This is a genomic window from Olleya sp. NP1-10, assembly GCF_055804415.1.
In genome coordinates this window covers 1,177,888-1,199,551 of record NZ_CM147840.1, presented here as the reverse complement: position 1 = coordinate 1,199,551, position 21,664 = coordinate 1,177,888, and the positions used below count along the sequence as shown (strand labels likewise).

Genomic DNA, 21,664 nt, shown 5'->3' with positions numbered 1-21,664 from the left:
GCAAAACATTATGTTAGATAATTATAAAAAAGAACATCCTCAATCTGTCAATCAGTATATGATTGTACAATTAGATGGTACTATAACAGAGTCTGATGACGTTATATACAAAAATGTAGTTGGAGAAAACATTTCAGAAATCCACCCTTTTTTTGAAAGTATCCATGAAGCTTTACAAGACAAAAACAAGAGACATGTTTTTTCATGTATTCATTTAACAGATCAAAACAACCAAACTATAATTACAGATATTGTAGTAAAAACTTTTGATAACGATAAGTTACCAATGATTGTTATTTTAGATCTAACACTACATTACGATAATTATCAAACCACAGCACAAGTTAGAAATGAATCTGTAATAACTTCGCAGATTCTAGAACTTAAAAACGATTATCTACAAGAAAAAGAAGCTTTTAAAAACGCGTTTATTGCTAACTTTAGTCATGAATTAAGGGACCCTTTAACAGGTATTTTAACTTTTTCTGATATCCTTAAAAAAACAGGTTTAAATGATGAGCAACTTAATTATCTAAAAGTTATTGATTCTTCATCTAGCTATTTAAAACAGTTAATTGAAGACATTTTAGACATCTCTAAAATAGAAGCTGGAAAACTAGAATTAGTAATCACACCTTTTGACATTAGAGAGCTTTTAGAAGACATTAAAAAAGGTTTTAAAATAAAAGCACAGCAAAAAGGATTAGAATTAATAACTAATTTTAATAACAACCTACCATTAATTGTTGGTGGAGATCCATTAAGACTTAGACAGGTTATTAATAATTTATTAGAAAATGCCATCAAATTTACCGAAGTTGGTTCCATAACATTTAATGTTTCATTAAACCAAATTAGAGCACAAAAAGCAAGTATTCATTTTCAAATAATAGACACAGGAATTGGTATTGCAGAAGATGATGTTGAACAAATTTTCACCAGCTTCACACAATTAAACAAAGCTAACACCTACAAAGGTGCAGGTTTAGGATTAGCCATAGCAAAACACTTAGTAAGTCTTACAAATAGTAAAATAAGTGTAGACTCTACGCCAGGAGAAGGTAGTACGTTTTCAACAAACATAAACTTCAAATTAGACCACAATTATACATTAAAGTCTAAAAAGAAAACTAAAGAAACTAAACCTAAATCAGACAAAAAATACAGTATATTATTAGTTGAAGATTCAGAAATCACACAACTTTCAATATTAAAAATATTAGCGTCAAAAGGCAATTACTTTTTAGACATTGTTACTAAAGGCGAAGACGTTGTACCAAGGATAGAGCAATCAGAATTTGACTTAATCCTTATGGATATAAAATTACCAAACAGTTATGGTGACGAGATCACAAAACTAATTCGTAAAATGCCAGATCGTGATCATAAAAAAACACCAGTAATAGCATTAACTGCACGTGTCTTTAAAGACGATTTAAGACGCTACAAAAAAGCCGGAATCAATGACGTAATAAAAAAGCCATTTGATGAAGACGCATTACTATCTAAAATAGAAGAATATCTAAAATAAAAAAAGCGAACTTTAAAAAGTTCGCTTTTTTTATATCGTGACAACAAATACAACTATCTGTTCATCGTTTTAATTTCTTCAGTAAAAGTATCTAGATCAACACCTTCATGTACTAACTCCAAAGCTTTATGCGTGATGTATTGCGCATTATTAGAGTTAAACCCTAAACCAACACATAAACGCTCTAAAACGACTATTTGTTTAGGACCTTCAATATGATCAGCCCAGACCATTCTAGCCAAATCATATAAACGCTCTAAACGTTTATCGTAAGATGTAGGAGGATTAATTGGATGCTCTTTATAGTCCACTAATATTTGCTTATACTCGTTTTCGCTAATATCTAAATTACGTGCTAAACGATCCAAAAACGACTTTTCTTCCTCACTAATCACACCATCACTCATTGCAACACGTACAATTGCAGCAAAATGATCCTCATTACGCTTTTTAAATCCACTATCGAATAAATCTGAAAATGACATACTTTTTTGTTTAATTTTTAGAGTACAAATATAGTTAAACCCAACACCTTTTAAAATTAAAAGTTTCTTTTTTGGGCGTTTATTTTACACCTTTTTAATAGGTGTAAAAAACCAGGCTCTCACTACTCGCTCTCTGCGAGGAGCTCAAACAGACCATTCCATCCTTAACGCAGTAACGCCAAAGATGTTTCTAAAAAGTTAAATTTTGTAAATCTAAAAGCAAAGTTTTTAGTCAATGCTTATATTTGCATAAACTAAAATTACGTGAGTAAAACTTTAATCTCGCAAACCTATTTACAGTCTTTGCAATTGCAAAAACTGCAAACTGCTATTGCCCAAACCAAAAGTAAAACCCATTTAAAAGGTTTAGTAGGCTCTTCTTTATCCTACAGTATAAGCCAAATGTTTAAAAACGCAGACCTTCCGTTTTTGTTAATATTTAATGACAAAGAAGAAGCCGCATTCCACCTTAACGACCTAGAGCAATTAATAAACAAAACCGATGTTTTGTTTTACCCAGGAAGCTATCGTAGACCATACCAAATAGAAGAGACTGACAATGCAAACGTACTATTACGTGCCGAAGTTTTAAATCGTATCAATTCGCGTAAAAAACCAGCAATAATAGTAACCTATCCAGATGCATTATTTGAAAAAGTAGTCACCAGAAAAGAGTTAGAACGTAATACATTAAAAGTAACCGTAAACGATAGTCTATCCATTGACTTTGTTAACGAAATACTTTTTGAATATAAATTTAAACGCGTAGATTTTGTTACAGAACCTGGTGAATTTTCAGTTCGTGGTGGTATCGTAGACGTGTTCTCTTTTAGTCATGATGAACCTTACCGAATCGAATTTTTTGGTGACGAAGTAGACAGCATCAGGACCTTTGATGTAGAAACACAACTATCGACAGAGCAAATTAAAAAAATTAGCATCATCCCTAATGTTGCTAATAAATTAATAGACGAATCTAGGCAAAGCTTTCTAAAATACATCGCACAAAAAACCGTTGTTTTTGGTAAAAACTTCGATTTAACTTTTGATAGAATTGATGACTTTTTTAATAAAGCAGAAGACGCTTTTGAAAAATTAAACAAAGACATCAAACATGCAAAACCACAAGAATTATTTTGTAATTCAACCGAATTAAAAAAACAATTACTAGATTTTAGTGTGGTCGAGTTTGGCTCTGCTTCCGTATTTAAAGCCACCCAAACTATTGTACACAATACAACACCTCAACCAGCTTTTAATAAACAATTCAATTTATTAATAGATAACCTAAACAGTAATCATAATAACGATTATACTAATTATATCGCTTGTGTAAGCGAGCAACAAGCCAAACGTTTTCATGATATTTTTGATGACGTAGATCAAGAAGTACACTACCAAACCGTAACCTTATCGTTATATCAAGGATTTGTAGATCATGACCTTAAAATTGTAGTGTACACAGATCATCAAATTTTTGAACGCTATCATAAATTTCAACTTAAAAACGGATACGCCAAAAAACAAGCCATAACTTTAAAAGAGTTAACTAACCTTGACATTGGTGACTATGTGACACACATTGACCATGGAATTGGAAGATTTGGTGGACTACAAAAAATTGACGTTGAGGGTAAAAAACAAGAAGCCATAAAATTAGTTTATGGAGAACGTGATGTATTATATCTAAGCATTCACTCTTTACACAAAATAACAAAGTTTAATGGTAAAGACGGTAAAGCACCTAAGGTTTATAAATTAGGTAGTAAGGCTTGGAAAACACTTAAAGAAAAAACTAAATCTAGAGTTAAGCACGTTGCATTTAACTTAATAAAATTATATGCAAAGCGTAAACTAGAAAAAGGGTTTCAGTATAAACCTGACAGCTATTTACAACATGAACTTGAAGCGTCGTTTTTATATGAAGACACTCCAGATCAAAGTACAGCTACTGCAGACATAAAAGTTGACATGGAAAGCGAGCGTCCAATGGACCGTTTAATTTGTGGTGATGTTGGATTTGGTAAAACCGAAGTCGCTATTCGTGCAGCCTTTAAAGCTGTAGATAATGGTAAACAAGTGGCTGTTTTAGTACCAACAACTATTTTAGCATTTCAACACCATAAAACCTTTTCGCAGCGTTTAAAAGATTTTCCGGTTACGGTAGATTATGTTAACCGTTTTAGAACCGCTAAACAAAAACGCGAAACCCTAGAAAAACTTGAAAAAGGTCATGTAGATATTATTATTGGTACACACCAATTGGCTAATAAAAATGTAAAATTTAAAGATTTAGGCTTACTAATCGTAGATGAAGAGCAAAAATTTGGAGTTGCTGTAAAAGAAAAGCTTAAAACCATAAAAGACAATGTTGACGTATTAACTCTTACTGCAACACCAATACCAAGAACCTTGCAGTTTAGTTTAATGGCTGCAAGAGATTTATCAGTAATCACAACACCTCCTCCAAACCGTTACCCAATAGAAAGTAACGTCATACGTTTTAATGAAGAAGCCATTAGAGATGCTGTTAGTTATGAAATTGAACGTGGTGGACAAGTCTTTTTTATTCATAACAGAATTGAAAATATTAAAGAAGTAGCAGGTATGATCCAACGTTTAGTACCAGATGCCAAAATTGGTATTGGACACGGACAAATGGATGGTAAAAAACTAGAAACCCTAATGTTAGGATTTATGGATGGTGCTTTTGATGTTTTAGTAAGTACCACTATTATAGAAAGTGGTTTGGACGTACCAAATGCAAACACAATTTTTATCAATAACGCTAATAATTTTGGATTAAGTGACTTGCACCAAATGCGTGGTCGTGTTGGACGTAGCAACAAAAAAGCCTTTTGCTATTTTATAACACCAGAATACTCTGCAATGACAGATGATGCTAGAAAACGTATCCAAGCATTATCACAGTTTACTGAGCTTGGTAGCGGATTTAATATTGCAATGAAAGATTTAGAAATCCGAGGCGCTGGTGATTTATTAGGAGGTGAACAAAGTGGTTTTATAAACGAAATTGGTTTTGATACCTATCAAAAAATATTAAATGAAGCAATTGAAGAACTTAAAGAAAACGAATTTAAGGACCTTTATGACGAACCTTCAGAAAATAAAATTTACGTTAAAGATGTTACCATAGATACAGATTTCTCGTTATTATTTCCTGATGACTACGTCAATAATATAGCCGAAAGATTAACCCTTTACACCAAATTAAACGACTTTAAAACGGAAGACGAATTAATTGTTTTTGAAACACAGTTAATAGATCGTTTTGGCGAATTACCAACACAGGTTGTAGACCTAATTAACAGTGTACGCATCAAATGGATAGCTACAACTTTAGGTATGGAAAAAGTAATCATGAAAAAAGGTAAACTAATTAGTTACTTTATCAACGATCAGCAAAGCGGATTTTATCAAAGTCCAAACTTTACTAAAATTTTAAAATACGTTCAAACACATCCACAATCTTGTAAAATGAAAGAAAAGCAAACCAGAAATGGTCTGCGTTTATTACTTACCTTTGATAACATTAAATCGGTTAAAAATGCGCTACAAGCATTACAGCCAATTTTGGAATAGTTTTTGAAATTACCATAGAAAATCACACATAATGTATAAGAAATTATTTTTTTTACTAGCCTTATTACCAAGTGTTATAATGGCTCAAAACACCATAAAAGGAACCTTCACTCCTGCTGAGCAATTTAAATTTGCTTTTTTATATCAAGTTACTGCTGACACTTCAATATTTGTTGATAATGCAGACGTAGCAGCAGATGGAACCTTTACTTTTAACCTTAAAAAAGGGCAAACTCCAGGAACATATCGTATTGTTTATGCACAACCACAGGAAGAATACAATTTTGATTTTTTATATAATAACGAAGATATCGAGTTAACTTTTGACCTTGATAAAGGTTTAGATTTTACCACATCTGATGAAAATAAACTGTGGATTTCATATAACAAAAGTATGTCTAGAATTGGACAAAGCTTAAATGCGTTTTATACAGCTGGTGGTAAAAGTGAAAGAGATTTCAAAAAAATAATCAAAATACTAAATACAACACAATCAGAGTTTGAAAAAGCAGCTGAAGGCAAATTAGTACTTAATTTTATTACTGCTAGTCAGCCTTACACGCCTGAGCGTTTAATTGATGCTAAGACATTTACTAAAAATGCTAAAAACGCTTATTTTAATCACATCAATTTTGGAAACCCAATCCTTCAAAATTCAAACTTTTTAATTGAAGCTACTTTAAATTACGTGTTTAATTTTATTGATAACCAAGATCAAAACACGTCGTACATTAATAATATAAACACAATTGAAAAAGCAATTGGAAACAATCCAAAAGTTAAAAAGATTTTATTAGAAATTTTATGGAATCAGTTTGCTGTTGAAGAAATCGAACCTGTTGCAAACCACATTGCAAGTACTTACTTATTAGATATTGCAAAAGAAACAAATGACAAAACGTTAGAAAATGACTTAATTTACTTTAAAAACGCGTCCATAGGTAATATTGGACAAGATTTTGAAATAATTGTATATGATGAAGAAGGTCATGCCGAAGTAAAAAAAATGCATGGTTTAGATGAAGCTAACCACTATTTAGTGGTTTTTTGGAGTACAACTTGCTCTCATTGTTTAGAAGAAATACCTGAGTTACATAAACTAGTTGAAACCTTAGATGAAGGCGAATTAAAAGTCATTGCAATTGCATTAGATGAAGACCGTTACAGATGGAAAGACATGACTTATAAATTTCCAGAATTTTATCATGTATTTGGCGAGGGAAAATGGGACAATCCAATTGGTGACAATTATAATGTCAAAGCAACACCTAGTTATTTTGTTTTAGATAAAGACAAAAAAATTATCAAAAAACCTTATGATGTCAAGGCTTTTGAAACGTATTTTAAAACATTACCTAAACCAGAAGCTAAATCAAAAGACACTAAAAAAGAATTAGAAAAGGAATAATTATTCCTTTTCTAACAACTCTTCATAACTCAAAAAGTAAGCCTCTTCACAAGGCGTCATTGCATGAGGGTAACTAGGTGTTAATTCTACACCTTTAGGTGTTAAATTCCATTGCTTATAATTCCAATTTGCTTCATAAGTAAAGACTTCACATTCTTGTTTAAACTCGTCTTCAGGATCATAATATTTTTCTTTTAGTAATTTAAAGAAATTAATATTTGGATACAACATTTCTATATCATCAAGATTAGTCAAAGTGCTTAAATCAAAATTATAACTCACTGTACCATGAGATGGATGTGCACCTCCACAATACACGCTATAGTGTTGTGTAAAACTCACGTATTTTGCACTAACTAGGTTAACAGTATGATCAATTTCAAACCAAGAATTACAATCTAAACCAGTAATAGCGTTCTCTAAATGTAAATCGTCTAAAATAGGGTTAAAAACAGCTCTTTGTTCTGCTGTAAACCCATTACCAAGTCTAAATAATTTTTGATTGCTATATTTTTCATGAAACCATACCAATTGCTTGTCATTATAAACCGAAATACTATCTCTAACAAAAGCTAATTTAGGGTTTCTAAAATCATCAATTGGATCCTCAGCTATTTCAGTTAATGTAACTGTGTAGCGCTTCTTTTTTATGGTAACAGATCCTACTAATTGGTTTTCTACTTTATTTAATCTAAAGACCTCATCAGATTCCTCAAAAGTATCTTCAAAATAATGATACCCATTAACAATTGTAAATTGATCTTTATCATAAACACCTCGTAGCGGAATGTTAATTAGTTTAGAATCGTAAAAATAATAACCATCTACTCTTCCTTTAGACGCTTGATCCTCGTCTTGATCTGTATAAATATCAAAATGAATAGGAATTGTACCAACATGACCAACATAGGACTGTGACCAAGTTAATACCGGAAATAATAATAGTACAAAGAGGTTTTTCATAATAAATAATTAAAACTAATAATATAAGCTTACAAAGACATAATTACATTAATGGCTTTTATGTAATTGCTTCGTTCCTCGCAATGACGTGTCCTATTTACAACAATACACACAACGTCACATCTAGTGATTTGTGAGGTACGAGCAAATTGTTACGAGATGCCTTTAAATGGTTCTCGATACTAAATGCTGAAAAAGCATTTCACTCAAACTGACATGGAATGAGTACTCATAATTGTTTACTCAATAACACACCTAATTTAGTAAAATTGCTTCGTTCCTCGCAATAACGTGTCCTATTTACAATAATACACGTCACGTCACATCGAGTGATTTGTGAGGTACGAGCAAATTGTATCGAGATGCCTTTAAATGGTTCTCGATACTAATTGCTGAAAAAGCATTTCACTCGAACTGACATGGAGTGAGTACTCATAATTGTTTACTCAATAACACACTTAATTTAGTGAGATTGCTTCGTGCCTCGCAATGACGTTGGCATTATAATTATCCAACAATATTTACAATTTTACCAGGTACAACAATTACTTTTTTAGGTGTACGACCATCTAATTGAGCGATAGTTTTTTCGTGAGCCATAACCGTTTTTTCGATGTCGTCTTTAGACATATCCATTGGTAACTCTAGAGTAAAACGCATTTTTCCGTTAAACGAAATTGGGTAATTTTTACTACTCTCTACCAAATGGCTAGCTTCAAACTTAGGAAAAGCTGCAGTACTGATAGACTCTGTATTTCCTAATTGGCTGTAAAGCTCTTCAGTAATATGTGGTGCATAAGGTGATAATAGTACCAATAATGGTTCTAAAATAGCTTTACTAGTACATTTTTGTTGTGTTAACTCGTTAACAGCAATCATAAACGTTGAAACCGAAGTATTAAAAGAGAAATTCTCGATATCTTCTTCTACCTTTTTAATGGTTTTATGTAACGTTTTTAAGTTGTCTTTTGTTGGCTCAGCATTGTTTACATTAACTCCGTTTTCGCCAACATATAATTTCCATAGTTTTTTTAAGAAACCATGCACACCTGTAATACCAGCAGTATTCCAAGGTTTAGCTTGCTCTAAAGGTCCTAAAAACATTTCGTATAAACGTAAACTATCTGCTCCATATTGTTCGCAAATATTATCTGGGTTTACAACGTTGTATTTAGATTTAGACATTTTTTCGACTTCGCGTTTAACTTTGAACGTTCCATCTTTTTCATTTAAAAAAACAGCTTCTTTATATTCTTTTCTCCAGTTTCGAAAAGCTTCAACATCTAATTCATCTGATGCGTTTACAAAAGATACATCACAGTGAATTAATCTGATTTTAACCTTTGAAAAATCATCTTCTGATAAACCTCTACTTTTATACATTTCTACTAACTCATCCCATTTAGGACTTTCCGATGTAATATAATCAGAACCATCTATTAAGTTAGAAGATTGATAGATATTTAAACTTTTCCCTTCAAATAAAGTTTCAAAAACAAAAGCACTAGTCCCAAGAATCATTCCTTGGTTAATTAGCTTTTTAAAAGGCTCTTCTACTCCAACAAATTCTCTATCTTTTAAAAATTTCACCCAAAAACGTGAGTATAATAAATGTCCTGTAGCATGCTCGCTTCCTCCAATATAAAGGTCTACATTTTCCCAGTAGTTAAGGGCATCTTTACTTGCAAAGTCTTCTCCTCTTTTGGCTTTTTCTTCCATATAACGAAAAAAATACCAAGAGCTTCCTGCCCAACCTGGCATTGTGTTTAACTCTAATGGGTAGATTCCGTTATCTTCAGACGTCTCGACTGCGCTCGACGAGACAAGCGTGTTAGAAACCACTGTATTAGTATTAGTGTCCCAAGCCCAAACGTCTGCACGACCTAAAGGTGGCTCTCCAGTTTCGGTTGGTAAATATTTTTCTACTTCTGGTAATGTGATTGGCAAATGCGCTTTATCAATCATTTGTGGTAGTCCATTAACGTAATACACAGGAAACGGTTCTCCCCAATAACGTTGACGCGAAAATACTGCATCACGTAACCTGTAGTTAGTTTTTCCTTCACCTTGACCCATTTGCTCCAACTCGTAAATAGCACGTTTGGTTGCTTTTTTATAGTTCATTCCGTTAAGGAAATCGCTATTTGCAATTTTTACGTTGTCTTTAGATGTAAAAGCTGCTTCACTTATATCTGCTCCTTCAAAAATATTAGGAATTGCAATATTAAAATGTTTAGCAAAGTCGTAATCACGTTGGTCACCACAAGGTACAGACATTACTGCTCCTGTCCCATAACCAGCTAATACGTAATCTCCAATCCAAATTGGAATAGGTTCTTTACTAAAAGGATGCTCTGCGTATGCACCTGTAAAAGCACCAGAAATAGTTTTAACATCTGCCATACGATCTCGCTCGCTACGTTTTGAGGTTGCTAAAATGTATGCTTCAACTTCTGCTTTTTGTTCTGGTGTTGTTATTTGAGAGACTAACTCATGTTCTGGAGCTAAGGTCATAAAGCTAACACCAAAAATAGTATCTGGTCTTGTTGTGAAGACTTCTATTTGATGAGATGTCTCGACTGCGCTCGACGAGACAGAAGGAATAACATTAAAAGTTACACTTGCTCCAACAGATTTACCAATCCAGTTACGTTGACTTTCTTTAAGAGAGTCTGTCCAATCTATAGTATCTAAACCTTGTAGTAAACGTTCTGCGTAAGCAGAAATTCGCATACTCCATTGCGTCATTTTTTTGCGCATAACAGGATGTCCACCACGTTCTGACACTCCGTTTACAATCTCGTCGTTAGCCAAAACGGTTCCTAAAGCAGGACACCAGTTGACTTCGGTTTCAGCTAAATATGTCAGTCTGTATTGTAATAATATTTCTTGTTGTTTTTCTGTTGAAAAACCATTCCAATCGTCAGCCGAAAACGTTTCGATATTATCATCACAAGCGACGTTTAATCCAGATTCTTTTGGACAATTCCCGTTTAATTTAAAAACGTAAATTAACTCCTTTATATGTTTTGCTTTATTATCATTAAAACAATAATAAGACTCAAACAATTGAATAAAAATCCATTGGGTCCATTTGTAATATTCTGGACTTGATGTACGGACTTCGCGACTCCAGTCAAAACTAAATCCTATTTGATCTAATTGACGTCTGTAGGTTTTGATATTAGTCTCTGTAGTAATTGCTGGATGTTGTCCAGTTTGAATAGCATACTGCTCTGCTGGCAAACCAAAACTATCATATCCTTGAGGATGCAATACATTAAACCCTTTATGACGTTTATAACGTGCATAAATATCTGAAGCAATATAACCTAGTGGATGACCAACGTGTAATCCTGCACCAGATGGATAAGGAAACATGTCCAAAACATAATATTTTGGTTTATCACTAGTGTTTGAGGCTTTAAAAGTCTGGTTTTCGGCCCAATATTTTTGCCATTTGGCTTCGATGTCGTTAAAATGGTATTGCATTTTTGTGTTTTTCGGCTTAATTAAGCAACAAATTTAAACTTATTATAAGACTATTAAAAGTTTGACGTTGTAATTATAGAATATATGAATAGGTTTCATTTTTCTTTTATATTTTTACAGTGTAAACTAACATCAATTTATGAGTTCATCTTTTGAAAGATATCAAAAACGCAGATTAATATCGTCTTACTTTTCAGTGGTACTTAGTATTGCTTTAGTCCTTTTTTTATTAGGAATTTTAGGGCTTCTAGTCTTAAACGCTAAAAAGGTAGCAGACCTATTTAAAGAACAAGTTACTGTTACCATTTACCTTAAAGACAATGCTAAAGATGTAGAGGTTAAACAACTTGAAAAAAGTTTAGCTTTAGCAGAGTATGTAAAATCTACAGTTTATGTTTCTAAAGAACAAGCTGCAGAATCTATGAAAGAAGAAAATGGTGAAGATTTTATGGCGTTTTTAGGTTTTAACCCTTTACAAAATAATATTGATGTTAATTTAAAAGCCGATTTTGTTACCAATGAAAAACTTGAAGAATTAGCAGCAACTGCATCCGAAAAAAGCTTTGTTGATGAAGTTAGATACGACAAAGACTTGGTAACCTTAATGAATAGTCGCGTTAAAAAAATTAGCTTCTGGGTACTGTTACTTAGTGCTATATTTACTTTAATTGCTGTTTTACTAATTAATAGCAGTATTAGATTATCTGTTTATGCTAAACGATTTACTATAAAAACCATGCAAATGGTTGGAGCTACAAAACGTTTTATAAGACGTCCCTTTGTATGGAAAAGTATACGTTTAGGCATCCTTGGAGCATTGATTGCATTAATAGGCTTAGGATTTATAGTATACTACGTAGATAAGACCTTTCCTGAATTAAGCTTACGCCAAAGCCCATTACTAATTGGTGGCTTGTTTGGTATCGTATTTCTTTTAGGTATTATTATTACTTGGTTTAGTACTTTCTTTGCGACACAGCGTTTTTTAAACCTAAAAACAGACCAACTTTATTAATTTAATAAGTTTTTAACTAATTTTCTGATAATAGTCAGTATATTAGTCAACTATATTTACTTAACCAATAAATTTAAAATTCGCTATTGACCAAATAATACTTAAAATGATTAATTAATCTTAAAAACTAATGATTATGAAACGAATCACATTTGTATTACTAGGTATGATTGCTATTGTTGCTTATTTATTAACAACAACGCAAAAAATTGAAACAAAAATTGTACACTCTGAAAAAGTATCTGCAAACAAACAACATGCTAATTACTATTTAAAATAAGCATACATTAAACTTTTTAATTTTAGATTAAGATTAAAAAGTTTAAATTTGTTTAAAAAAATCTTTTATTTTGGGAGAAAGCACTAAAAACAATAAACTAAGTTTAAAATCCGAACCGATTTTTGGCAAGCATAACTATAAATTTATGTTTATTGGATTAGCATGTATTGCCCTAGGGTTTATCTTAATGTCTGGAGGAGGTAGTGATGATCCAAATGTATTTAGCGACGCTATTTTTAGCTGGAGACGTATACGTTTAGCTCCTGCTTTAGTAATTATTGGTTTTGGCATACAGGTTTACGCCATTTTATCTAAACCTAAAAAGGACTAACTTTTATCCTACTCAGTGCTATTGTAGTTTTGAGCATTAAATTATAACTTCAAATTATCAATTGGTCATAGTATTTTAATACTTTTGCCAAATGGATATTATAGATTCAATTATATTAGGTATAGTACAAGGATTAACCGAGTTTCTTCCTGTGTCTTCAAGTGGTCATTTAGAACTTGGAAAAGCTATTTTAGGTGATAATAGCATACCTGAAGAAAGCTTATTATTTACTGTCGTTTTACACTTTGCAACTGCTTTAAGTACTATTGTTATTTTTAGAAAAGACATTTTGGATATCCTTAGAGGACTATTGTCTTTTAAATGGAATGAGGATACAAAGTTTACAACTAAAATTATAATATCGATGTTACCTGCTGTTATTGTAGGTCTATTTTTTGAAGAACAATTAGAACAGTTATTTGGCGGAAGCATACTACTTGTAGGATGCATGTTATTAGTAACTGCAGTCTTATTATATTTTGCAGATAAAGCTAAAAACACAAACAAAAATGTATCGTTTAAAAATGCATTTATAATTGGTATTTCACAAGCCATAGCTATGCTGCCTGGTATCTCGAGAAGTGGAGCAACCATATCAACCTCTGTATTATTAGGTAATGATAAAACAAAAGCAGCTAGATTTTCTTTTTTAATGGTTGTGCCCTTAATTTTTGGTAAAATAGCTAAAGACGTTTTAGGAGGAGACTTAAGTTTTGAAAGCCAAAACATAACAGCTTTATCTGCAGGATTTATTGCAGCTTTTGTTGCTGGTCTTTTTGCTTGTACATGGATGATTAGTTTAGTTAAAAAAAGTAAATTAAGTTACTTTTCTATTTACTGTGCAATTGTTGGTATGATAGCCATTATATATTCTTTTTCAAACTAATTTTATGACAGGAGACGACTACCAAGCAGGACAAGTATTATTAATAGACAAGCCTTTACATTGGACTTCTTTTCAAGCTGTAAATAAATTACGTTGGGAAATCCGTCAGGCCTTCAATATTAAAAAAATAAAAGTTGGTCATGCTGGTACATTAGATCCATTAGCTACAGGATTACTTGTAATATGTACAGGTAAAATGACTAAGCAAATCAATACTTTTCAAGGACAAATTAAAGAATATACAGGAACCATTGTTTTAGGTAGCACAACACCTTCTTACGATCTTGAAACAGAAATAGACCAAACCTTTGAAACTTCTCATATAACCGAAGCATTAATTAATGAAACTACACAGCAATTCATTGGTGAAATCGACCAGTATCCACCTGTTTTTTCTGCTCTTAAAAAAGAAGGTAAACGATTATATGAATATGCAAGAGCTGGAGAAGCAGTTGAGATTAAGTCTAGGAAAATAACCATACAAGATTTTAAAATCACTAAAATTGATGGTTTAAATGTAGACTTTAAAGTGGTTTGTAGTAAAGGTACTTATATACGATCTTTAGCTCATGATTTTGGAAAAGCGTTACAATCAGGAGGGCATTTGTCTGCATTACGACGTACAAAAATTGGCGATTTTGATGTCAATGAAGGACTGACAATAGAAGACTTTATTAAAAACCTACAAAAAAAGAGTAAATCACGTCTTTTTAAACCTAAAACACGTATATTAAATAGAAAGGCAATAGATATTGACTCCCAAAAGATGACATTAAACAATTCTCATAAAGCGTTAGCTATCACATTTTTAATCATAGGCACATTAGTATTGTCTCTGTTAAACTTGACTGTATTTAAAACTAATCCAGCTTTAGCTGAAACCATTTATGACATTGAACAAGTTGAAATTGAAACTCCTGAAGACATTGAAGAGCTAATACAAGATTCAGACTCAAAATCCACAAATAAAGCCTTTAACACCAGTGAAAAGCACAAACATTTTGCTGAAGCTTATAAACCCATTGCTCCTCCAGAGGATTATGACAATCCAATGTTGCAGACTTATAAAAATAGTTTAAAGAGTGATGTATCCACTGAAAAAAGCGAAGTAAAATCTGCTATATCTGAAAAAACTTTAACTAGCTTTAAGGGTGTTAATGACGTTTTAAATAAACGATCTCAAAACAAAAACACTAAGCAAGGTAGCACAGCTAACACCAATAGTAGTGTTTATTACTCGTTAAAAGGAAGGACAGATAAGTCACTTCCTATCCCTATTTACTTGTGTAATGCTCAAGGTAAAGTAATAATTAATATAACTGTAGATAATCAAGGATATGTTATTGATGCTTATGTAAATAATGCGTCAACATCTAACAACGTTTGCTTACAAGAACATGCTTTAGAGTATGCAAAAAAAGCCACTTTTGATAACTCTGATAAGTCTAAACAATTAGGCTCAATAACCTTTGAGTTTAAAGGTAAATAATTTTTAATTATCTAATAAAGGTACTAAGTCTGCGATTACTGTTTGTCCTTTATCTTTATTATACCATTTTTGTAAATCCTCTTTAAACTCTGGTGTTAAACCTCCATGTTTTGCTTTATAATCATTAACTAAAGCTGTTGCTGTGCTTGGTCTTGGACCATAAGTAGCAACCACATTTTCAGTATCATTATCCACTATAATTAACTTAGCAATAGACCTTGATCCATTGGTTAAGAAATTATCCATTAAAGCTTCGTTTTGGTCTCTAAGTACGACTTTAAAATTAATGCCTTGATTTAACTCAGCTATTTTATTAATTACTGGCATTACATGTGCTGCATCACCACACCAACTTTCAGTAATAATTATCCAAGTTTGGTCAATTGTTTTATTAGCAATGGAAGCCGATAACCCTTCATCTATTTTAACAGTTTTATCCCAACGTTTCATACGCCTATCATTCAACATTGTATAATTAGCTAAAGCTTCAGTAACTTGGTTACCTGTGTTAGAATTGGTTTCGACTAAAGTCGAAACTAAAGCTCTGTATTCAGCATAACTCATACTTCTAGTTAAACTGTCCTTTATAATTTGTTTGATATTGTTATGTGTTGTTGTTTCCATATTACAAAAATACTGTAACTATTATTTTTTTTAAGTTACTGTTGTTACATTAGTAGAAAATATTGAAAATTCCTTACAATGCTTTCTATTCGAAAAATTAAGACTATTTTACTAATTATATTTTTAGCTTTATTACTTTGTAAGTATTTTAACTTAATTCCTAATTACCATATTTTCAAAAACTTATTCTTATTTGATTTAAGACATCTAATAGTACTTATCTATATATTAATTAATATTAACCAATATCGTAAAATGAAGAACAATGAAAAAGCATAAATGTGGATGGTGTGTTGGTGATGCACTTTATGAAGCTTATCATGATCAAGAATGGGGAACACCTGTTTATGATGATAATACCCTTTTTGAATTTTTAATATTAGAAACCTTTCAAGCAGGACTTAGTTGGATTACTATTCTAAGAAAACGCAATAATTTTTTTGATGCATTAGATCAGTTTGACTATAAAAAAATTGCGAACTACAATGAAGATAAAAAAGCTGAGTTATTACAAAATGCTGGTATTATAAGAAATAAGCTTAAAATAAACGCAACAATTACTAACGCAAAATTATTTATAGACATACAAAATGAATTTGGAAGTTTTAGTGATTACATATGGGCTTTTGTAGACAACAAACCTATAAAAAACAAAGTACAGCATTATAAAGACGCTCCTGCCAACACGCAGTTAAGTGACACTATTAGTAAAGCCTTAAAAAAACGAGGTTTTAAATTTGTTGGATCAACAGTTATTTACGCTTTTATGCAAGCTATTGGTATGGTAAACGATCATGAAGTTGACTGTTTCAGGTACAATGAAGTTTAAATTAAATACTTTAAAAATTGATCACGAGGTATATCTATAGCTCCTAAACTTTCAAGGTGGTTAGTATAAACTTGACAATCTATTAGCTTATAGTTAGTGTTTTGAATAAAACTTATAAAACCTACTTTGCTAGCATTACTAACTTTAGTAAACATACTCTCACCACAAAATACGCCATTATTTAAATCTATACCATACAATCCGCCAACCAGTTCTTTATCTAACCAAACCTCTATTGATTTTGCATAACCCAATTGGTTTAATTTTGTGTAAGCTTCTATCATACCCTTTGTAATCCAAGTATCATCCTGACCTGGTCTATTAGCTACTGCACAAGCATTAATTACAGCTTCAAAATTTGTATTGACTGTAACTTCAAAATCTGTATTACGTAAAACTTGTTTCATACTTTTAGAGACTTTTAAATCTTCTGGAAACAAAACAAATCTAGGATCTGGTGACCACCATAAAATTGTATTATCATCTTCAAACCAAGGAAAAATTCCTTTTTGATAAGCATCAAGCAAACGCTCTGGACTTAAGTCTCCACCAACAGCTAATAAACCATCATCGGTAGCTTGAGATACATCAGGGAAATTATTGCTAGTGTTTAAAAAATCCATACTTTATTATATTGATTGAAAAATAAGTAAAAGTGTTATAATAAAAAAACCTCAACACGTAAGTATTGAGGTTTTATTTGTTAATACTGTTATTACAGTACTATATTTACTAAAATGGTAAGTCGTCGTGATCTTCTGACTTTACATCTTTAGCTGGCTCAAAAGCTTGTGCTGGTGGCACTTCTGGCATACCTTGAGGCGCTCCTGCTTGTACACCTTCAATTCTCCATCCTTGAATAGAGTTAAAGTACTTAGTTTCACCTTGAGGATTTACCCATTCTCTACCACGTAAATTAATATTTACTTTAACATCTTGTCCAACTTGATAGTTGTTTAATAAGTCACATTTATCTTGAACAAACTCTACTAAAATATGCTGAGGATATTGCTCTTCTGTAGTTACAACTAACTCTCTTTTTCTAAATCCATTACTACCAAAAGTTTGTGTTTCTCCTACTAGTTTTACTTTCCCTTGTACTTCCATTTTCTATATAATTATTAAATATTCGTCTAAATTAAAATCGCAAATTTACGATAATAACACTTTCCAAGCTCCTTCAACATCATTAAAACTTAAAAGGTCTTTTGCTTTTTGGTGTTTTTGTTCAGTGGACAAAGAACTTAAATTATGTTGGTTTTTAAAAGCCAGAATGCTTTTTTCCTCAGGGAAGTTTTCAACATTTCCTAAAAGACCTAAATCATTACCTGTTAAAACCACACTTTCTCTAACAGATTTAGGTAACGCATCGACACCTATACCTAAGGTTGATAATGGTTTAGGGATTTCAAAAAAACCTGATTTTGCTCGACTGTAAAAACTACCTCCTGCTCTAGACACTAAGTCTAATTTATTTTGGTCGATTGCTTTATTTTCGTCTAAAACAGATTCTGAAATATGCATTTTTACAACCTCGCAGATTATTAAATTACCTGCTCCACCTTCTGTACCAAGTTTTACAATATCGTTGATTTTACATTCCATTTGCACAGGACTTTCTGCTACTCTAAAAGGTTTTACAATATCAGACTTAAGCATAGTTAAACCAGCTTTATCAAATTCGTTTACACCCTCTGCATACTCTGTGCTACTTAGCGACATTTGTTGTACGATGTCATAATTAACAACATTAATTACAACTTCTTTAGTTAGTTCTGCATTGTGTAAAGTATGCTTTGTAGTATTATCTCTAACGCGTCTTGCTGGCGAAAAAATTAAAATAGGAGGATTAGCGCTAAACACGTTAAAAAAACTAAAAGGTGATAAATTAGGTTTACCATTTGCATCAATAGTACTTGCAAACGCTATTGGCCTAGGTGCCACAGCACTAAGCAAATAGCCATGTAATTTTGCGGTCGGAAATTCTTGAGGAGTAAAAGATAGCATAGTTGTCTGTTTGTTTTACACAAAAATACGGATTCTGTAAACCAACCAAAACTAATAACTACACATCCATCACAATATTATTAACAGAATTACATTATATTAACAACAAAAAATTATATCATGTTTTTTACAAAACATCGTCAGCTGGTTCGCTGGATTATTATTATTGCTTCGTTTGTTATTATCTCTTTAATTTTGTGGAATACCTATGTGTTTTTTCAAAAATTTAAAGCTGAAGAACGTAGAAAAATGGAAACTTGGTCTTATGCTCAAAGTGATTTTTTAAATAGTTTTAGAAATGGTTTGGATGGCGAAGTCAACAATGTAACCACTTTTATAATCACAGATTCTACCTCAACAACACCAATGATTTTAGTTTCGCCTACAGGCGAAATAAGTAGCTTTAATAATTTAGATACTTTAAGAATCAGACACGTCGAAAAATTTTTAATAAAGAAAAAAGAGCAGTTTAAGCAAGAAAACAGTCCAATACCCTTATCGTATTTTAATAATACCACTAATAAAGATGAAGCTATAGGAACTTTATACTACGGAAACTCGCCATTATTAAACAAATTAAAATACTATCCATTAGCCCTTTTACTAATTATAGTATTGTTTGCTGCAGTGGTTTACTTTTTTACAGAAGCAGCAAAATTGCGACCCAAAATAAATTATGGTCAGGAATGGCTAAAGAAACTGCACACCAAATAGGCACACCTTTATCTTCTTTAATTGGTTGGACAGAAATATTAAAAATTGAAGATACCAATCCTGAATATATCAAAGAAATTGAAAAAGACATCCATAGATTACAAACTATTACAGAGCGTTTTAGTAAAATTGGGTCTATACCTACACTTGAAAAAGCTGATATAATATCAGAAACTCAAGACGCCTTTGACTATTTAAAATCTAGATCCTCTAAGCTTGTAAACTTTGACATAAACTTACCCAAACACCCTATTTATGTTAATTTAAACAAACAACTTTATGGTTGGACTATTGAAAATTTAGTTAAAAATGCAATAGATGCCATGAAAGGAAAAGGTGATTTACAGCTTAGTATATCTCAATTAGAACAACAAGTAAAAATTACAGTAACAGATACTGGAAAAGGAATAAGTAAAAACGAATTTAATACTATCTTTGAGCCTGGTTATACCACAAAAAAAGAGGTTGGGGACTTGGTTTGTCTTTAGCAAAACGGATTGTAGAAGACTTTCATAATGGTAAAATTAAAGTATTAACCTCAGAAAAAGGAGTTGGTACAACCATGCAAATTAGTTTAAAAACGATATTATAAATGTCAGAGAAATTAATAACAATAAATACTGTAAATTTAATTAACAATTGCCCTGAGTGTTTTAGCACTAAAGGCTTACAATTAACTTTTAAACAGCGCTTTATTGAAACTGCTTTTTATAAAAGCGTTACACAAGAGGTTAGTACAGAAATGAATTGTGTGGTCTGTAATACAGAAATATATCCTGCACGATGGACTGATGACATAGAGCGTATTTACGATTACCAAATGAAGGCTTTTCAGCCTAAAAAGTCATCAAAAAAATATAAACCCCTATTTTGGGTATTATTTACAGTACTTGTATTAAGTTTAGCTGCCGTAATTGCTTTTTTAGTTTATAATTACCTATAAATTTACATTAATAGCTTTAGCTAAAGCTTCAAATTGGTCTTTTTGCAAGGCTACTTTGTTTATAAACCTTGCATCTTCCATAGTGTTTAACGGAATTAAATGCACGTGTACATGTGGTACTTCTAACCCAATAACACTTACTCCTACACGCTTACATGGTACAGTTTTTTCTAAAGCTATAGCTACTTCTCTAGAAAATTGCATTAATCTAATGTAGGTCGCTTCATCTAAATCAAATAGTTTATCTACTTCTTTTTTAGGGATACAAAGTGTATGACCTTCAGCATTAGGATTTACATCCAAAAAAGCTAAAAAATCTTCAGTTTCTGCTACTTTGTAGCAAGGGATTTCACCATTAACAATCTTTGTAAAAATAGAAGCCATATATTTTAATTTAAAAAATAAAGATAAAAAAAGATTCCTGCTAATCTGATTTTTGCTTCAGAATAAACAGGAATTTTAAAAGTTTTATAGTTTTCATAATTTCCGCGAAAGCGAAAACAGATTGTTTAATGTTTATCTTGATATTTCAACAATATCAAATTTAATGATACCACTTGGCACACTAATTTCTGCAACATCTCCAACAGATTTACCTAATAAACCTTTTCCTATTGGACTGTTTACAGATATTTTTCCTGAAGCTAAGTCCGCTTCTCCATCTGCTACTAAAGTGTAATTCATTTCCATACCATTGGTTTGGTTTTTGATTTTTACTTTAGATAATACTAGTATTTTTGAAGTGTCCATTTGAGACTCGTCTATAACACGTGCTCCTGCCATTTGGTCTTCAAGTTTAGCTATACGCATTTCTAACATACCTTGTGCTTCTTTGGCTGCATCGTACTCGGCATTTTCACTTAAATCACCTTTATCTCTTGCTTCTGCAATAGCTTTTGATGCTTTTACACGCTCTACATCTTTAAGTTGCTTAAGCTCGTCACGCAATTTTTTTAACCCTTCTGCTGTATAATAAGATACTTTACTCATAACTTCATCGTTAATTAAATAAAAAGATGCCGAATTAAATTCAGCATAAAAAAATCTCGTCGCTACGAGATTGT

Annotated in this window: 19 protein-coding genes and 1 pseudogene; 11 read left to right on the top strand and 9 right to left on the bottom strand. The window is 31.8% G+C overall.

All coding sequences use genetic code 11. The annotated features are described in order from the left end of the window. Positions 1–10 precede the first annotated feature (10 nt). Positions 11–1,531 (top strand): ATP-binding protein, encoded by a 1,521-nt coding sequence (locus tag AC0L4B_RS05490; RefSeq protein ID WP_473438892.1) that lies wholly within the window; start codon positions 11–13, stop codon positions 1,529–1,531. A gap of 53 nt (positions 1,532–1,584) precedes the next feature. Here the strand turns inward: AC0L4B_RS05490 and AC0L4B_RS05485 are convergent, their stop codons facing one another. Beyond that, positions 1,585–2,016 carry a tellurite resistance TerB family protein gene (locus AC0L4B_RS05485; protein ID WP_473438891.1) on the bottom strand — a complete coding sequence of 144 codons (432 nt, stop codon included), beginning with the start codon at positions 2,014–2,016 and terminating at the stop codon, positions 1,585–1,587. A 264-nt stretch (positions 2,017–2,280) separates the two neighbouring features. Here AC0L4B_RS05485 and mfd point away from each other — a divergent pair, with 264 nt between their 5' ends. Together mfd and AC0L4B_RS05475 are read left to right on the top strand one after the other, a co-directional pair. Continuing rightward, on the top strand, positions 2,281–5,619 hold the full coding sequence (mfd, locus tag AC0L4B_RS05480; RefSeq protein WP_473438890.1) for a transcription-repair coupling factor: 3,339 nt from the start codon (positions 2,281–2,283) through the stop codon (positions 5,617–5,619). Positions 5,620–5,650: 31 nt separating this feature from the next. Then, positions 5,651–7,027 (top strand): TlpA family protein disulfide reductase, encoded by a 1,377-nt coding sequence (locus AC0L4B_RS05475; RefSeq protein ID WP_473438889.1) that lies wholly within the window; start codon positions 5,651–5,653, stop codon positions 7,025–7,027. Here AC0L4B_RS05475 and AC0L4B_RS05470 read toward each other — a convergent pair whose 3' ends face one another. Both AC0L4B_RS05470 and AC0L4B_RS05465 read right to left on the bottom strand, forming a co-directional pair. Next, positions 7,028–7,990 carry a hypothetical protein gene (locus AC0L4B_RS05470; protein ID WP_473438888.1) on the bottom strand — a complete coding sequence of 321 codons (963 nt, stop codon included), beginning with the start codon at positions 7,988–7,990 and terminating at the stop codon, positions 7,028–7,030. A gap of 507 nt (positions 7,991–8,497) precedes the next feature. Next, entirely contained in the window at positions 8,498–11,482 is a 2,985-nt protein-coding gene (locus tag AC0L4B_RS05465) for a leucine--tRNA ligase (RefSeq protein WP_473438887.1), read from the bottom strand. A 139-nt stretch (positions 11,483–11,621) separates the two neighbouring features. On the opposite strand from AC0L4B_RS05465, the gene AC0L4B_RS05460 reads away from it, so the two are divergent. From AC0L4B_RS05460 to truB, 5 genes are all read left to right on the top strand, one after another. Further along, positions 11,622–12,497, top strand: coding sequence for a cell division protein FtsX (locus AC0L4B_RS05460; protein WP_473438886.1), 876 nt, complete (start codon positions 11,622–11,624; stop codon positions 12,495–12,497). Positions 12,498–12,633: 136 nt separating this feature from the next. Then, a complete protein-coding gene (locus AC0L4B_RS05455; protein ID WP_157243630.1) occupies positions 12,634–12,777 on the top strand; it encodes a hypothetical protein in 144 nt (47 codons plus the stop codon). 70 nt (positions 12,778–12,847) lie between these two features. After that, on the top strand, positions 12,848–13,108 hold the full coding sequence (locus AC0L4B_RS05450; protein ID WP_028289684.1) for a DUF3098 domain-containing protein: 261 nt from the start codon (positions 12,848–12,850) through the stop codon (positions 13,106–13,108). Positions 13,109–13,199: 91 nt separating this feature from the next. After that, positions 13,200–13,994, top strand: a complete 795-nt coding sequence (locus AC0L4B_RS05445; protein ID WP_473438885.1) for an undecaprenyl-diphosphate phosphatase — start codon at positions 13,200–13,202, stop codon at positions 13,992–13,994. Positions 13,995–13,998: 4 nt separating this feature from the next. Beyond that, entirely contained in the window at positions 13,999–15,483 is a 1,485-nt protein-coding gene (gene truB, locus AC0L4B_RS05440) for a tRNA pseudouridine(55) synthase TruB (protein WP_473438884.1), read from the top strand. Between the two features lie 3 nt (positions 15,484–15,486). On the opposite strand, the gene AC0L4B_RS05435 is transcribed toward truB, so the two are convergent. After that, positions 15,487–16,107, bottom strand: a complete 621-nt coding sequence (locus AC0L4B_RS05435) for a thioredoxin family protein (protein ID WP_473438883.1) — start codon at positions 16,105–16,107, stop codon at positions 15,487–15,489. A 265-nt stretch (positions 16,108–16,372) separates the two neighbouring features. Between AC0L4B_RS05435 and AC0L4B_RS05430 the strand changes: the two genes are divergently transcribed. Beyond that, on the top strand, positions 16,373–16,936 hold the full coding sequence (locus AC0L4B_RS05430; RefSeq protein WP_473438882.1) for a DNA-3-methyladenine glycosylase I: 564 nt from the start codon (positions 16,373–16,375) through the stop codon (positions 16,934–16,936). Here the strand turns inward: AC0L4B_RS05430 and aat are convergent. The 3 genes from aat to AC0L4B_RS05415 form a co-directional block, all read right to left on the bottom strand. Beyond that, entirely contained in the window at positions 16,933–17,559 is a 627-nt protein-coding gene (aat, locus tag AC0L4B_RS05425) for a leucyl/phenylalanyl-tRNA--protein transferase (RefSeq protein ID WP_473438881.1), read from the bottom strand. The two genes, AC0L4B_RS05430 and aat, sit on opposite strands and share 4 nt — an antisense overlap. Before the next feature lie 109 nt (positions 17,560–17,668). After that, the gene (locus AC0L4B_RS05420; RefSeq protein ID WP_028289677.1) at positions 17,669–18,043 is read right to left on the bottom strand and encodes a DUF3127 domain-containing protein; all 375 of its coding nucleotides are present in this window, start codon (positions 18,041–18,043) and stop codon (positions 17,669–17,671) included. Positions 18,044–18,088: 45 nt separating this feature from the next. Next, positions 18,089–18,943 (bottom strand): flavin reductase family protein, encoded by an 855-nt coding sequence (locus tag AC0L4B_RS05415; protein WP_473438880.1) that lies wholly within the window; start codon positions 18,941–18,943, stop codon positions 18,089–18,091. Between the two features lie 120 nt (positions 18,944–19,063). On the opposite strand from AC0L4B_RS05415, the pseudogene AC0L4B_RS05410 reads away from it, so the two are divergent. After that, positions 19,064–20,249: pseudogene (locus AC0L4B_RS05410) on the top strand (sensor histidine kinase). Beyond that, positions 20,250–20,600 (top strand): hypothetical protein, encoded by a 351-nt coding sequence (locus tag AC0L4B_RS05405; RefSeq protein WP_473438879.1) that lies wholly within the window; start codon positions 20,250–20,252, stop codon positions 20,598–20,600. Here AC0L4B_RS05405 and AC0L4B_RS05400 read toward each other — a convergent pair. Both AC0L4B_RS05400 and greA read right to left on the bottom strand, forming a co-directional pair. Next, positions 20,595–20,984, bottom strand: a complete 390-nt coding sequence (locus AC0L4B_RS05400; protein WP_473438878.1) for an HIT family protein — start codon at positions 20,982–20,984, stop codon at positions 20,595–20,597. The two genes, AC0L4B_RS05405 and AC0L4B_RS05400, sit on opposite strands and share 6 nt — an antisense overlap. 132 nt (positions 20,985–21,116) lie before the next feature. Further along, positions 21,117–21,590 carry a transcription elongation factor GreA gene (gene greA, locus AC0L4B_RS05395; protein ID WP_473438877.1) on the bottom strand — a complete coding sequence of 158 codons (474 nt, stop codon included), beginning with the start codon at positions 21,588–21,590 and terminating at the stop codon, positions 21,117–21,119. Positions 21,591–21,664: the final 74 nt, after the last annotated feature.